Consider the following 15,988-nt stretch of genomic DNA (forward strand, 5'->3'; position numbering starts at 1 on the left):
TGTGTTTGAGTGTATTAATAAATCAATGTTGTAGAGCACTTCGTCTTAGGTGATAATATCGGTTTTTGCCAACTTTTGTTGTCATGCGGCGCGGAAGATGGATATTCTGTTTTTTGAATTTTTTGAGGGATAGTAAAAATGGGAGCATTTGAGGACTTTAACGCGCCAGTATTCAAGAATTTGACGAGCGCGATTCGCGCCTTGGCTATGGACGCAGTAGAAAAAGCTAAATCTGGCCACCCTGGCATGCCTATGGGTATGGCAGAAATTGCGGAGGTGCTTTGGATTCATCATTTGCGTCATAATCCAAGTAACCCCAAATGGGTTGACCGTGACCGCTTCGTTTTGTCCAATGGGCACGGTTCTATGTTGCTTTATGCGCTCTTACATTTGACTGGTTATGATGTGTCAATTGAAGATATTAAGAATTTTCGGCAACTTCATTCCAAAACACCCGGACATCCAGAATATGGCTATACACCGGGAGTAGAAACAACGACAGGGCCTTTAGGACAGGGTATTACCAATGCCGTAGGTATGGCATTAGCAGAAAGAATTCTCGCACAAGAATTTAATCGTCCTGGCTTTGATATTGTTAATCACTATACCTATGCGTTTCTTGGTGATGGATGCTTGATGGAAGGTATTTCACATGAGGCATTTTCTCTGGCGGGCACATTAGGGCTGGGTAAACTCATTTGTTTTTATGACGATAACGGTATTTCAATTGATGGACATGTAGAGGGTTGGTTTACTGACGATACGCCTAAGCGCTTTGAAGCATATGGATGGCATGTTGTGTCAAATGTAAATGGTCATGATCCAGATGCAATTGAGGCCGCTATCGAGGCTGCCAAAAAGATTCCAAACAAACCCTCTATGATTTGCTGTAAGACGGTTATTGGGATGGGGTCACCCAATAAAGCCGATACCCATGCAGTTCATGGCGCGGCATTAGGGGAAGAAGAAATCGCGGCTGCACGCCCTCACATTGGATGGCATTATCTTCCCTTTGAGATTCCTCAAGAAGTCTACGATGCATGGGATGCACGTGCAAAAGGTAATGAGCTGGAAAGTGAATGGAATCATAAGTTTACAGAGTATGAAAAGAAATATCCTGTAGAAGCAACCGAATTCAAGCGTCGTATGACTGGGGAATTACCAGCTAATTGGTCTGAGCATGTTGACAGTTTTATAAGTCGCGTTAACGCAAAAGAAGAGACTATTGCCACTAGAAAAGCATCGCAGAATGCAATCGAGGGATTAGCACCCATTTTGCCGGAACTGGTCGGAGGGTCGGCTGATTTAGCGGGTTCTAATCTGACGCTATGGTCTGGTTCTAAAGGAGTGAGTGCAGAATCCGGCGGGAATTATATTTATTATGGTGTACGTGAATTTGGTATGAGTGCCATTATGAACGGCTTATCATTACATGGCGGTATCATTCCTTACGGGGGCACATTTCTGATGTTCTCAGAATATGCGCGCAATGCTTTGCGCATGGCGGCTTTAATGAAAATCCGTAACATTTTTGTATTTACTCATGATTCGATTGGCTTAGGTGAAGATGGTCCAACACACCAACCGATAGAGCAAACAGCAACATTACGCCTGATACCCAATATGGATGTATGGCGACCCTGTGATACAGTTGAATCAACTATAGCTTGGGCGCGTGCAATTGAGCGCAAGAATGGACCGACGACCCTTATTTTTAGTCGACAAAATCTGCCTTTCCAGAAAAGAGATGCGGCAACCATCAAGCTAATCGATAAAGGAGCCTATATCTTATCTGAAGCTGCTGATGGAAACCCGCAAGCAATTATTATTGCAACCGGATCAGAAGTGGCGCTGGCCATGGCTGCGCAGAAAGCATTGTCTGCCGAAGGTGTTCAGGTGCGCGTGGTATCCATGCCATGTACTAGCTTGTTTGATCGCCAAGACCAAACATATCAGGAAAGTGTGTTGCCAAAAGGCATTAAACGTGTTGCGGTAGAAGCTGGTGTGACAGATTACTGGTATAAGTATGTCGGATTTGAGGGAGAAATCATTGGCATCGATACTTTCGGAGAATCGGCTCCAGCCGAAGTACTATTTAAATACTTTGGTATCACTGTCGAGAACGTCGTAGAGGCAGTGAAGAGAATTATATAAATTGTGTCCCTATTTAGGCAGAAGAGGCATACTTAGTTACGGTTTTTTTTTGTTTTGAGGAGTTTTTATAATGACAATAAAAGTAGGAATCAATGGGTTTGGTCGTATTGGGCGGATGGTATTTCGTGCATCTGTTGAAAAATTCAACGATATCGAAGTAGTTGCTATCAATGATTTGCTTGAGCCAGACTATTTGGCTTATATGCTGACGCATGATTCTGTGCATGGTCGTTTTAACGGTGATGTTTCAGTGGAAGGAAATACTTTAGTAGTACATGGTAAGCGAATACGCTTAACCGCTATTAAAGATCCTGCTGAGTTAAAATGGAATGAGATGGGTGTTGATGTGGTAGTGGAGTCAACAGGACTTTTCCTTACTAAAGAAACTTGCGAAAAGCATCTTGCAGCAGGCGCCAAGAAAGTTATTATGACCGCACCATCTAAAGATGATACGCCAATGTTTGTATATGGTGTTAATGATAAATCTTATAATGGACAAACTATTGTTTCCAATGCTTCTTGTACAACCAACTGTCTTGCACCAATCGCGAAAGTGTTGAATGATACTTGGGGAATCAAACGTGGATTAATGACCACTGTTCATGCTGCAACTGCTACCCAAAAAACAGTAGATGGTCCTTCTAATAAAGATTGGCGAGGAGGGCGAGGAATTCTTGAAAATATTATTCCTTCTTCTACAGGTGCGGCAAAGGCAGTTGGTGCTGTTATTCCCGAGCTGAACAAGAAGCTCACCGGGATGGCTTTTAGAGTACCGACTTCTGATGTTTCTGTTGTAGATCTTACTGTGGAATTGAATAAAGAAGCTACTTATGATGAAATCTGCAATGTCATGAAAGCTGCCTCAGAAGGTCAACTGAAAGGTGTGCTTGGCTATACTGCCGACAAAGTGGTTTCTACTGATTTCCGTGGTGAAAGCTGTACCTCCGTTTTCGATGCTGAAGCAGGAATATCATTAGACAAAAACTTTGTTAAAGTCGTTGCCTGGTACGATAATGAATGGGGATATTCCTGTAAAGTATTAGAGATGGCTCGCGTTATTGCTAACAAATAAGCCCTCAAAGAATCAAGATAAGCATACGATTTACTCCGAGTAGAAAACTTAAAAGTTTAAACTTCTTAATCAGATGTTAATAGAACAAGGTTATGATTTTACTCGGAGTTATTTATTTTGTTGCTTATTTCATAATGATTAGTTTATCCCTTTGAGTTAGTAAGCAGTCAATCAATACTGCAAGCTATTCTTATTAATATTTATATTGGAGTTAATGTGTCTGTTATCAAGCTCACCGATCTCGATTTGAAAGACAAGCGCGTTTTTATTCGCGCTGATCTTAATGTACCCATCAAAGATGGCAAAGTTACATCAGATGCGCGCATTACAGCATCGATGGCTACTATAAAATATTGTTTAGATCGTGGCGCAAGAGTTATGGTAACCTCCCACTTGGGGCGCCCGGAAGAAGGAGTATGGAGTGAGGAGAATTCGCTAAAGCCTGTTGCTGATAATATTGCAGAACGCCTGGGTAAACCGGTACGTTTGATCAAGGATTGGGTGAATGGTGGATTTGAAGTTGCGCTGGGTGAGTTGGTTGTTCTAGAAAATTGCCGTTTTAATAAAGGCGAGAAAAAAAGCGATGATGTAACTGCCCAGAGCTATGCTAAGTTATGTGACATATTTGTGATGGACGCTTTTGGTACTGCGCATCGAGCTGAAGCATCAACTCATGGGATTGCAAAATATGCTCCCGTTGCCTGTGCTGGCATACTTTTGACAGAAGAATTAGAAGCGTTGACTAAAGCTTTACACAATCCAGCACGACCTATGGTTGCGATTGTTGGAGGTTCAAAAGTATCAACCAAACTGACAGTGCTTGAATCACTTTCTGAAAAAGTAGATCAACTGGTGGTAGGTGGTGGGATTGCCAATACATTTCTTAAAGCTGCAGGAAAAAATATTGGTAAATCCTTGTGCGAAGATGATTTGATTCCAACTGCAAAAATGTTGATAGATAAAATGAAACAGCGAAATGCGACGATTCCAATCGCTGTGGATGTTGTGGTTGGCAAGAAATTTGATGCTAATGAGCCAGCTGTGATGAAAGATGCAGATGCCGTATCGGATGATGACATGATTTTCGATATAGGACCCAAAAGCGCTAAAGAATTGGCTGATATTATAATGAAGGCAGGTACTGTCGTCTGGAATGGACCTGTAGGTGTATTTGAGTTTGATCAGTTCGGTGCAGGCACACATACCATTGCAAAAGCGATTGCTGATACCAAGGCTTTTACATTGGCTGGGGGTGGCGATACTATTGCTGCAATTCAGAAATATGATATATACGATAAAGTGTCATATATTTCGACAGCTGGGGGGGCTTTTCTTGAATTCCTGGAAGGGAAAAAACTCCCGGCGGTTGAAATTCTCGAATTGCGAGCACGTTAAAATTTGATCTGAAAATTCTTTTTGGAATGATTAGAAGAACGAAAATCGTTGCTACGCTGGGGCCTGCTTGTAGCGACTCTACTATTCTGCGGCGCATGATTCTTGCAGGCGTTGATGTCGTGAGAATAAATTTTTCACACGGTACTCGCGAAGAACAAATTGCTTACGCTGACCTTACTCGTAACCTTGCGCGTTCCACCGGTTATAAGGTTGGAATATTAGCTGATTTGCAAGGACCCAAAATTCGCATTGGTAAATTTGATCACGGGAAAATCTGGCTCAAAGTAGGCGATGAATTCATACTTGATGCTGACTGCGAATTAGGTAATGAGGAAAGAGTAGGGCTTGACTACAAAGAGTTACCTAACGACGTGGAAGCTGGTGCGATATTGCTATTAGATGATGGTCGTATTGTTCTTAACGTTGCTAAGGTGGTTGGAAATGAAATATATTGTCAAGTCAAGCAAGGGGGCGTGCTGTCAAACAATAAAGGCATTAATCGAAAAGGTGGTGGACTGAGCGCGCCAGCTCTGACTAATAAGGACAAGCAGGATATCCAGACTGCCGCAGCATTGAAAGCGGATTATTTGGCGGTATCTTTTCCTCGGACAGGTGAAGACATACGTCAGGCACGTACTTTAATGCAAGAGGCTGGAGGCAATAGCCTGATTATGGCAAAAATCGAGCGCTCTGAAGCTATCTTGGCGTTAGATGATATCTTGGATGCATCGGATGCGATCATGGTTGCCCGGGGCGATCTGGCTGTTGAAGTGGGAGACGCTGCCGTACCAGCATTGCAAAAGCGGATGATACGCTCAGCTCGTGCTAAAAATAAACTCGTCGTAACTGCAACGCAGATGATGGAATCCATGATCATTAATCCGATTCCCACTCGTGCTGAAGTATCAGATGTGGCCAATGCAGTATTGGATGGGACTGATGCCGTTATGTTGTCTGCTGAATCTGCTGCAGGGCAGTATCCGATCGAGGCAGTAGAAGCCATGGCAAGAGTTTGTCTGGAAGCAGAAAAAGAGTACATAGTAAACCAGACATTACAGCGTTCACCCGAAACCCAGCCAAGTAGCATTGAAGAGGCTATTGCCCGTGCAACGATGTATACTGCTACGGGTCTCAAAATTCGTGCCATCGCAGCGCTTACCCAGAGTGGTGTAACTGCATTGTTAATGTCCCGAAGAAGCTCAAAAGTGCCCATATTTGCCCTAAGTCCCCAGGAGGATACGCTTGGTAAAATGACTCTGTTTCGAGGGGTTTATCCCATAAAATTTGGGCAGGACATATTTGATCCAGAAATTGTTTTAGGTTTGGCGGAAGATGAGCTATTTAAGCGTGGGGCGGTGCGTGATGGTGATCTGATAGTGATGACCATAGGTGAGCCTGTTGGCAAAGCAGGGGGTACCAATACCATGAAAATCGTTCGTGTAGGTGATCACAGAAAATTGAGAAATCTAGAAAACACTGAAGCAAATCCAGTATCAATAAGTTCTTAATTTTTCTTATCGCAAGTTGATTTAATAAATTAAGAACGCCCTTTATCGAGATACGAATTCCTATCAACTAATTTTTATGATAAATCTGATACAAAATTTCAAATGAAGGAGACCTAAATGGCACTTGTATCATTGCGACAACTCTTAGATCATGCAGCAGAAAATGGATATGGATTGCCTGCATTTAACGTGAATAATCTCGAGCAAATTCATGCGATTATGCAGGCAGCGGATGAATGCAATAGCCCAGTGATCATGCAAGGCTCAGCCGGTGCGCGTAAATATGCTGGAGAGGCTTTTTTGCGTCATTTGATTGCAGCGGCAGTGGAAGCCTATCCACATATTCCTATTGTGATGCATCAAGACCATGGTGCTTCACCTGCAGTATGTGTAAATGCAATTCGTAGTGGCTTTTCTAGCGTCATGATGGATGGCTCTCTTAAAGAAGATGCCAAAACACCTTCATCCTATGAATATAATGTTGATGTTACCGCAAAAGTTGTCGCTATGGCGCATGCAGTCGGCGTTTCTGTTGAAGGTGAATTGGGTTGTCTTGGATCACTTGAATCCGGGATGGGAGAAGCAGAGGATGGTCATGGTGCTGAAGGCGTGCTATCTCATGATCAACTGCTGACCGATCCTGAACAAGCTGCCGATTTTGTGAAAAAAACAGGCGTGGATGCACTTGCTATTGCTATTGGCACGTCGCATGGTGCCTACAAATTTACACGAAAACCAACAGGCGATATCCTGGCTATTGAGCGTATCAAAGAAATCCACAAGCGGATTCCCAATACCCATTTAGTGATGCATGGCTCAAGCTCTGTCCCTCAAGAATGGCTTGAAATCATTCGTGAATATGGTGGCGAAATGAAAGAAACTTACGGTGTGCCTGTTGAGGAAATTCAAGAAGGTATTAAAAATGGCGTGCGTAAGGTAAATATCGATACAGACATTCGATTAGCTATGACTGGGGCAATTCGTCGGCACTTGGCTAAGAACAAAAGCGAATTTGATCCAAGAAAATTCTTGAAGGATGCGACTGCTGCTGCTAAAGAAATTTGTAAAGCACGATTCGAAGCATTTGGTAGCGCAGGGCAGGCAAGTAAAATCAAGCCTATCGGGCTAGAAGAAATGGCTAACAGATATGCAAAAGGAGAACTAAAACCTATCGTTACTTAAATAAGTACGGATAGGGTATAAAAAAGGCTGCTGGAGATTGGTTGATTATCTTGCCAAATACCAGCAGCCTTAATTTTTTGCTACGCTTTTTAATATTTATATAAAAGCAAAATGCGGTGTGTCGGCTCCGTATCTCAATAAGTTTCCCAGAAAAGGGGAGTACGGTAGAAAAGTTGCAAGGTATCCTTTAGCTCTATATTCTTTCGCTGTAATCGCTGCATATTCCATCCCAGAATGATTCCGGTAGCTTCTCGTGATATTAATGTCTTTGTTTTCGAAGCGGGGATTTCTTTAAGCAGTTTTTGGGTATTTATGCTGTCATTAATGGCACCAAGTGCATCTTGTAGTCCAGATAATGAATGGATATATTTTCTAACCTCTTTAGGAGAAAAAAGAGTTTGAAAAAATTCCACAGTATAACGTTGTTTTTTTATGCTAATACGGAGTGAGTGGAGTGATATTGCATCAAGTTTTTCAATTTCTTTCACAATATCAATGATTTGTTGATGACGATCTGTCAAAAAAGTCTTCGTGAAAGTAATTAGCACCATCTTAGTAGCGGCTGCGTTCTTCAAGGCTTGTGGTCGATCTGGGTATTTAAATATTTCTTCTAGCCATAAATTCAGTTGCAGAATCAATTTTGTATAACGCTTCGATCTGATACTATTGTGTGCAGTTTTATTGTGTTTCTTGCGTAATATTTCACTCGTTTTTATGAGCACAGCTATCCCTGCATGCTCAGCAAAATTCTTCTGAATTTTAGGAAGCTGTTCCGTAACAAAAACATCCCAGTCACGAGCTGGATTTAATTGGCGCGTTAACCATTTAAGCTCTTGTGTGAGTGATACTTCGTTTGAAGTGGCGGTGACAAAAACATCAAATGCGGTGCGGAGCCGACGCAGCGCAAGGCGCATCTGATGGAGGTATTCAACATCGCTACTTGCCAACATGCCATGCTCATTTCTGGTCAATTGATCAAGACAATTTTGCGCGATCAGAGTAAAAGCTGTAGTTAAATCCATATCAGCTTTGAGCTCGACAGGTAAGGCCTTAATTGGAGGATCTTTATGTCCTGTATAAAGCATATAGCCTCGTTCAGCCTTACTTATATTTTCCAATCTGAGTGGGAATGGAAGTATCTGGACAAGCATAAGGGCAAGTCGGAATAGTTGAACTGGCTTGCCCGACTTTAATTCAAGCTCGATTTCAGTAAATGATTCCTTTGTGTGGTCTACAATAATTTTGCCATGGTCAAGACAGAGCTCGATTTGACTACCTTCATCCATTTGCAGAATATGCGTATGGCGAGTAAATTGTGTAATGAATATCTGCCGTAGTTGTTTCCTCAACTCAGAATTGCTCAGTAATTTGATTATTCTGGGATCGCTTAATTGAGTGAAATCAAGATGATTTCTGGGAACGGGCACTTCCCATTCATTGCGCTGATGCAATCCAGAGGCGACACTACCTTCTGTTTTGATGGTTTGCACCCAGTTTTTTCCTATTTGACGTAGGCGTAGCGCGCAATGCTGCCTTTTTAAGGCTAAATCAGGTGTGTCGTAATAAATCGTATAAAGCTTTAGTTTATTAATTGGTTGGGAAATACCCAAAGTTTTAAGTAGGGGTAAATTCTGCAAATGTTTAATGCAGCTTGCGGGTAGCGATAGCTTGAGCTCGATTTCTTTAGGCATAGATCCGCGTCTTATAAATTTAGCCTTGTTTTGCTGCCGCTAGTTTTGTAAGCAATGCCTCTTGAGCAGTAAAACGCCTGCTAGAGCGGACAGATTTACGTTTGTAATGGCCGTTGGCATCCATTTCCCACGCGTGGGTGTTATCTCTAAGATAAGGTTTTAATCCTTCTGAGATTACACGCTTTTTCAGGCGTGGCTCCAGAATTGGGAAGCAGATTTCAATTCGGCGAAAGAAATTGCGATCCATCCAATCAGCACTGGATAAATAAATATTGTGCTTATTATTGTTACGAAAATAAAAAATTCGCGTGTGCTCAAGAAAGCGCCCAATGATGGAGCGCACTGTAATATTCTCTGACATGCCGGGTACACCAGGGCACAAAGCACATGCGCCTCGTATAATGAGTTGAATTTTTACCCCAGCTTGCGAAGCAGCGTATAATGCTTGAATGATATTGGGTTCCAGTAATGCATTCATTTTGGCAATGATGTTTGCAGGTTTACCTGCTTTGGCATTTTCCATTTCATTTCTAATGGCATTTAGTATTTGGCTATGAAGGGTAAAGGGGGACTGCCAGAGATGCTTCAATTTGCTAGCCTTACCCAGGCTAGTCAGTTGCAGAAAAACTTCATTGACATCGGAGCAAATTTCTTCATGGCAAGTAAGTAATCCAAAATCAGTATAGAGCCGTGCGGTTTCTGGATGATAATTACCCGTACTAAGATGCGCATAGCGACGAAGCTTGCCTTCTTCACGCCGGACTATCATTGCCATCTTGCAGTGGGTTTTGTGACCTACAACACCGTAAACAACATGAGCTCCCACTTCTTCGAGACGACTAGCCCAATTGATATTAGCTTCTTCATCAAATCGCGCCAGCAGTTCAACTACCACGGTAACTTCTTTTCCTCGGCTGGCTGCAGCGATGAGCGCTTCCATTACGTTAGAGTCTGAGCCGGTACGATAAACCGTTTGTTTGACAGCTACAACATCTGGATCCAGCGATGCTTGCTGGATAAACTGTATGACTGGCTGAAATGACTGATAAGGATGATGTAATAAAATATCGCTTTTGCGAAGCATCTGGAAAATATTTGAGATTTTCTTTTTCTGAGTGGAAAAAGGCAAACCCGGAATAAATAGAGGAAATTTCAAGTCGGGACGATCTATTTGTCCAGGAACTTGCATGAGACGTACTAGATTGACCGGTCCATTTACTTGATATAAATCATCTGCAGTTAAACTAAACTGCTCCAGTAGAAATTGGGAAATATGCTGTGGACAGTTATCCGCTACTTCGAGTCGTACCGCATTACCAAGATGCCGTTGAGGTAATTCACCTTGCAAAGCAATCCGCAAATCTTTGATTTCTTCTTCATCAACAAACAGATCACTGTTGCGGGTGACGCGAAATTGGAAACAACCTATCGGTTGCATGCCAGCAAACAGTTCACCTACGTGGGCATGGAGAATCGAGGATAAGAATATAAAGTTATATTCTTCGGTACTTACCTCCTTGGGAAGCCGTATGATGCGAGGAAGAATACGTGGTGCTTGGACTATTGCCATACCAGAATTGCGCCCAAAAGCATCTTTTCCTTCTAGTTCTACCGCAAAATTAAGACTTTTGTTTAATACGCGCGGAAAGGGGTGGGAAGGATCTAGGCCAATCGGTGTTAGCATGGGCATAAGCTCACGAAAGAAAAAAGCTTTAATCCACTCACGTTGAAAGTCGTTCCAATTACTTCTGCGGAGGAAGCGAATACCATGGTGCGCTAATTCTGGCAGGATATTTTCGTTGAGTAACTGATATTGTCGGGCAACAATTTGATGTATTTCTTCCGAAACCAATTTGAAAGTTTGGCGAGGCAGCATGCCATCTGGTCCAAAACCTGGTGTATTTAATTTGATTTGTTCTTTTAGTCCCGCGACACGAACTTCAAAAAATTCATCGAAGTTGCTACTGACAATGCAGAGAAAACGTAATCTTTCCAATAATGGTGTATCTTTGGATTCGGCCTGAGCAAGTACACGTCGGTTAAACTCGATTTGACTAAGCTCTCGGTTAAGAAATGGAATGGAGGTAGTCAAATTACTTATAACGGCTGAATCTAGCATTTTTCGGCTTATCTTGTTTTTTAGTTGTAATCTATAATCTATTAAGACAGTGGGCTATCCCTCTTGTTTCAAGCTTACTTGTCAGGTGGGATATATCCTGCTGGCTGATCAGCACCATCACCAAAAAAATAGGCCTCCATTTGTGTTGTGAGATATTTACGTGCTTTGATATCAGCAAGATTCAGACGATATTCGTTAACGAGCATAGTCTGGTGCTGGATCCATTGGTGCCAAGCTTCTTTTGATACATTCTCATAGATTCGTTTTCCCAACTCACCTGGAAGGGGAGGAAAATCCAATCCTTCCGCTTCACGTTCCAGCTTGATACATTTCACTATTCTTGCCATTTTGTTACCCGAACAAGTTAATTGAAAAAGTTATATTTTCCTCAATTATAAGTCATATTAAAACAACTGCTTGTTAAAGCAATTATTTAACTGCAGCACTTTGTAATTACATTCATTTTCATATTGATGTAATGATGATGTAATGATCTTGATGTAATAAGTATTTCCTCATCTTAGCATTTCAACATTTAAAGTGAAGCATTTTGCACAGGGGGTGGCAAAGTTGAAATTGGATGTGAGATTAAGCAGCAGCTTTAGGCGTGCTGCGAAATTTTTCTTATATTTTGTTTTGGAGAAAAAATTAACTTACAGGAACATGCCAGTGGATGATAACTTAATCGCGCATATAAAGGATATTCTTAATGTCTGACAATAAGTCTAATAAAGGTCAATTGCAACAGCTGATGAGCGCTGGCTTGCTGAATTGCGTTTTTCAGCCTATAAGTGATTTACAAGCAGGCGTTGTATTCGCCCATGAAGCATTGATCCGTGGCCCCAAAGATACGAATTTCCATAATCCTGATAAATTGTTCAAGCTGGCTGAAGAAGAAGGTCTGATTCTTGAGTTTGAGCTTCACTGTCTGCACCAAGCGCTGAACCAATGGGGGCAGTTTCCTGAGCCTGGGCGATTATTTGTGAATCTTAGCGCCAATGCTCTCTTGCAGGCTAGTTCTATTCATGGTTCCGCCTCATTAGTAAACCTCATCCGTTCTTATGGTGTGTTGCCACGCATGTTAATATTGGAGATCACAGAGCATGAGCGAACAAGTGATATGGATCGCTTTCGTAAGGAAGCTCATTATCTTAACAGCGAAGGTATCTCTTTGGCGTTAGATGATTTTGGCGACGGGCGCTCCAGTCTTAAACTATGGTCTGAAATCAAGCCTGCTTTTGTTAAAATTGACAAATATTTCACCAAGGAATTGGGGAGTCGCACAGAAAATCTGCAAATGGTGCATGCTCTCAAATGCATCGCAGAAGTTTTTGGTACTCAATTAGTGGCGGAAGGCATTGAATCCGGTAACGATTTACGAATATTACGTGACTTGCAACTGGCCTATGGTCAAGGATATCTGCTAGGGTATCCTACATCCGTTCCCGCACGGACAATAACGGCTGAATCTGCGAAAATTCTGAAGGACAAACAGATAGCGGTACTACCTCATTTGCAGCAAAATGCACGGCCAAACATACTGCGCGGCCTAAAGGTAATCAAAGCACGAGCTGTCAGCCCCGATGCTCCTAACAGTGAAGTAGAATCACTATTTCAAGCTTGTCCTGATCTGCATGCGGTAGCGGTCGTAGAAGATGAAAGGCCTATCGCGATGATTAACCGTGACCAGTTTATGAGCCAATACGCAACTATGTACTTTAGGGAGCTGAATGGTCGCAGACCGTGTAAAAAATTCGCCAATTATTCTCCTCGTCTGATTGAGTTAAATGAGGACGTAGATAACTTACTAGGCATACTGACATCGGAAGACCAGCGCTATTTGATAGAAGGATTCATCGTTACGGATAATGGCCGTTATGTTGGCTTAGGTACAGGCGAGCAGCTTGTTCGCGCCGTTACTGAGGCGCGCATAGAAGCCGCGCGCCATGCTAATCCGCTGACCTCTCTGCCAGGCAATATCCCCATTAGCTTACATATTCAGCGCTTACTGAACAATGGTACTGAATTTGTAGCCTGCTATATTGATCTGAATCATTTCAAGCCTTTCAATGACCACTATGGTTACTGGCGTGGTGATGAAATGATACGTCTGGCGGCACAAACGTGTTTGAGGTATTGTGATCCTTGTTGCGATTTTGTCGGGCATGTAGGGGGGGATGATTTTGTCATTCTGTTTCAGAGTGCTGACTGGCAACCTCGCTGCGAACGCATCATTGATGATTTTGCGGTGAAAGCGCTCACATTGTTTGATGAGATTGCGCGGCTTGCTGGTGGTATCGAAGCAGAAGACAGGCACGGAGTAGTTCGTTTCTTTCCTTGCACAACGTTGTCTGTTGGAGCAGTGTTAGTCAAGCCAAATGAGTTTGAAAAGGTGGAGCAGGTAGCCAATGCAGCGGCTATTGCTAAACATCGGGCAAAAAATAGCTCAAGTGGTTTGTATATAGCAAAACGAGAAGCCGCAATCCCAGAGAAGGCAGCGATTTAACTTAGAAATCGCTGCTAAGTTAAATCATTGCACAGCGACTGCCTGTTACTACCCCAGATTTATATTTGCTTCATGAATACTTTTGAGCGACGCTGATAATTATAAAGACTCTGTTTGCTCTTAGGTAACTTATCGGGCGTTGTTTCTGTGAAACCCCGTTCGATGAACCAATGGGCTGTGCGCGTGGTTAGGACGAATAACTTAAGACAACCTTGTGCTAAGGCTTGCTGTTCGATATGTTTGAGTAAAGTACTGGCGCAGCCAGTTTTGCGATAGTGTGGATGGACAGCAAGGCAAGCCAACTCGCAAGCACCTTCATTAGGGAAAGGGTAAAGTGCAGCACAGGCAATGATCATATTATCGTGTTCCAGAACGGTAAAATGATCAATTTCTATCTCTAATAATTCACGGCTGCGTCTAACCAGCACGCCTTCATTTTCCAGTGGTTCGATTAATTGCAAAATACCACCTATATCTTCTATTTCAGCTTTGCGTATAGTTTGCAGGGGTCCTTGCGTGATCATGCTGCCGATACCCTCATGGGTAAATAATTCCTGCAACAAAGCGCCTTCTATATGACGGCTGATCAGATGAACTCGCGCGACTCCATTTCCACAAGCATGTATTGCACAGGGGAGATATAACTGGATATCATCTGTTAAATCGATTGGCGTGCTGAATTCTTTTAGTACCGATTTTGCTTCCGCAATAGTCAATTCACGCCATAAAATGCTACGATGTTCCGTAGATTCGCGCATGATGCCAAGGGGATTCATCAGAAAAATAAGTTTTTCTGCCCCAAGCGCAATAGCTACTTCGGTCGCAACATTTTCCAGCGTGAGATTGAAGATTTCGCCAGTGGGTGAGTAGCCGAGTGGCGAAAGTAAAACGATTTCTCCATTTTCCAAACGTGTGCGGATAACTGAGGTGTTAATTTTTCGTACTTCCCCACTATATATAAGATCAATGCCTTCAAGCACACCGATTGGGCGGGCTATAACGAAATTACCGCTAGCAACATGAATGGCGGCATTAGCCATGGGTGAATTGGGTAACCCCATAGACATTAAAGCTTCGATTTCGACACGAACTTTTCCAACTGCTTCTTTAACGCATTGAAGCGTGGCATTATCTGTCACTCGTATTCCATTTACATACATCGCTGCTAAGTTATGTTGTTGTAATTGGAATTCAATTTGTGGTCGCGCGCCATGCACCAGAATCAACTGGATTCCCAGGCTTGCTAATAGATTGAAATCGTGAACCAGTTCAACAAAATTTCCATCAGCTACGACTTCGCCACCAAATGCGATCACAAAAGTTTTACTGCGAAATACTTTTATATAAGGCGCAACGGAACGGAACCAAGTGACAAAATCAGCATTGCGTGTCATGTTCAGATAATGTTGTTGTGAGTTTAATGATCACTTAGCTTTTTCATGGAGCATGTTGATCAACAGCTATTTTATTAGAAGAAAAGCAATCTCATGTATTTTGAAGCAAAAAAGCTATTGTCTATGAATGTAAAAAAACTGATTCAATAATCTCCCCATAAGGCCTGTATGGCTGCTATCGCAGCGAGTGCTGCACTTTCAGTTCGTAATGTGCGCTGGCCTAAGCAAATTGAAACAAAGCCAGTCGCATAGGCTGCTTTTTCTTCTTCTGTCGTAAATCCCCCTTCCGGTCCAATAAGCAGTAACAGGGGTGTATCAATGCTTGGCAACGAAAATTCGGATAGACGCTTATTTGCTGTGAGTGAAAGAAAAAGTTTATAAGGGGATTTATTTTCTATGTTATTTCGTTTGTTTTCAAATTGTTGACTAAACCAATCCGATAGCGTTAGCAATGGGTGTAGTTTCGGAATACGATTTCTACCACATTGTTCACAGGCAGCAATGATTACTTGTTGCCAATGCAATTGTCGTTTATTTGCACGTTCTTCTGAAAGCCTTACAATACTGCGAGTTGCTGTAATAGGCTGAATACAGTTAACACCGAGCTCTACCGATTTTTGTATGATCCAATCCATTTTCTCATTAGAACAAACAGCTTGTACCAAGCTGATAGAAAGAGGTGATTCACGTTCGATTGCGTGAAATTGCGAGAGAATCACCGTACTACCCGATTTATCAATATGATGGATTGATCCTGAAAATTCACCACCTTCTCCATTAAACAAAATCACTTTGTCACCTTGCTTAAGGCGTAACACGCGCGTGGCATGATGGCCTGTATTTATAGGCAAGGTGATAATTTGATCCAGTATCATAGGGCCAGGATAATAAAAACGTGCAGTCATGATGGATAGCGGTCTAAGAACAGGCTAATTATGATTCCATGATAATATAGCAAAGACTAACA

At 42.4% G+C, this 15,988-nt stretch carries 11 protein-coding genes; 6 read left to right on the top strand and 5 right to left on the bottom strand.

Annotation, left to right across the window (positions count from 1 at the left end; all coding sequences use genetic code 11):
• Positions 1 to 138: 138 nt before the first annotated feature.
• The 5 genes from tkt to fba all read left to right on the top strand — a co-directional run bounded on the left by tkt (position 139) and on the right by fba (position 7,311).
• Positions 139 to 2,154 carry a transketolase gene (gene tkt, locus R2Q26_RS07330; protein WP_317535690.1) on the top strand — a complete coding sequence of 672 codons (2,016 nt, stop codon included), beginning with the start codon at positions 139 to 141 and terminating at the stop codon, positions 2,152 to 2,154.
• Positions 2,155 to 2,224: 70 nt separating this feature from the next.
• Entirely contained in the window at positions 2,225 to 3,226 is a 1,002-nt protein-coding gene (gene gap / locus R2Q26_RS07335; protein ID WP_317535691.1) for a type I glyceraldehyde-3-phosphate dehydrogenase, read from the top strand.
• A 216-nt stretch (positions 3,227 to 3,442) separates the two neighbouring features.
• Positions 3,443 to 4,621: a phosphoglycerate kinase gene (locus tag R2Q26_RS07340; RefSeq protein ID WP_317535692.1), complete on the top strand. Its 1,179-nt coding sequence runs from the start codon at positions 3,443 to 3,445 to the stop codon at positions 4,619 to 4,621.
• A gap of 26 nt (positions 4,622 to 4,647) precedes the next feature.
• A complete protein-coding gene (gene pyk / locus R2Q26_RS07345) occupies positions 4,648 to 6,129 on the top strand; it encodes a pyruvate kinase (RefSeq protein WP_090566076.1) in 1,482 nt (493 codons plus the stop codon).
• A 117-nt stretch (positions 6,130 to 6,246) separates the two neighbouring features.
• Complete coding sequence (gene fba, locus R2Q26_RS07350) at positions 6,247 to 7,311, top strand: class II fructose-bisphosphate aldolase (protein WP_317535693.1); 1,065 nt, start codon at positions 6,247 to 6,249, stop codon at positions 7,309 to 7,311.
• A gap of 134 nt (positions 7,312 to 7,445) precedes the next feature.
• Here fba and R2Q26_RS07355 read toward each other — a convergent pair whose 3' ends face one another.
• From R2Q26_RS07355 to R2Q26_RS07365, 3 genes are all read right to left on the bottom strand, one after another.
• Positions 7,446 to 9,002 carry a CHAD domain-containing protein gene (locus R2Q26_RS07355; RefSeq protein ID WP_317535694.1) on the bottom strand — a complete coding sequence of 519 codons (1,557 nt, stop codon included), beginning with the start codon at positions 9,000 to 9,002 and terminating at the stop codon, positions 7,446 to 7,448.
• A 19-nt stretch (positions 9,003 to 9,021) separates the two neighbouring features.
• On the bottom strand, positions 9,022 to 11,121 hold the full coding sequence (ppk1, locus tag R2Q26_RS07360; RefSeq protein ID WP_317535695.1) for a polyphosphate kinase 1: 2,100 nt from the start codon (positions 11,119 to 11,121) through the stop codon (positions 9,022 to 9,024).
• Between the two features lie 74 nt (positions 11,122 to 11,195).
• Complete coding sequence (locus R2Q26_RS07365; protein WP_090566086.1) at positions 11,196 to 11,468, bottom strand: oxidative damage protection protein; 273 nt, start codon at positions 11,466 to 11,468, stop codon at positions 11,196 to 11,198.
• Between the two features lie 362 nt (positions 11,469 to 11,830).
• Between R2Q26_RS07365 and R2Q26_RS07370 the strand changes: the two genes are divergently transcribed.
• Positions 11,831 to 13,627 carry a GGDEF domain-containing protein gene (locus R2Q26_RS07370; protein ID WP_317535696.1) on the top strand — a complete coding sequence of 599 codons (1,797 nt, stop codon included), beginning with the start codon at positions 11,831 to 11,833 and terminating at the stop codon, positions 13,625 to 13,627.
• Between the two features lie 59 nt (positions 13,628 to 13,686).
• Here the strand turns inward: R2Q26_RS07370 and argA are convergent, their stop codons facing one another.
• Both argA and R2Q26_RS07380 read right to left on the bottom strand, forming a co-directional pair.
• Entirely contained in the window at positions 13,687 to 15,021 is a 1,335-nt protein-coding gene (gene argA, locus R2Q26_RS07375) for an amino-acid N-acetyltransferase (protein ID WP_317535697.1), read from the bottom strand.
• Between the two features lie 143 nt (positions 15,022 to 15,164).
• Positions 15,165 to 15,926 (bottom strand): 16S rRNA (uracil(1498)-N(3))-methyltransferase, encoded by a 762-nt coding sequence (locus tag R2Q26_RS07380; protein ID WP_317535698.1) that lies wholly within the window; start codon positions 15,924 to 15,926, stop codon positions 15,165 to 15,167.
• Positions 15,927 to 15,988 lie beyond the last annotated feature (62 nt).

The organism is Nitrosomonas sp. Is37, from assembly GCF_033063275.1.
Lineage (GTDB): Bacteria > Pseudomonadota > Gammaproteobacteria > Burkholderiales > Nitrosomonadaceae > Nitrosomonas.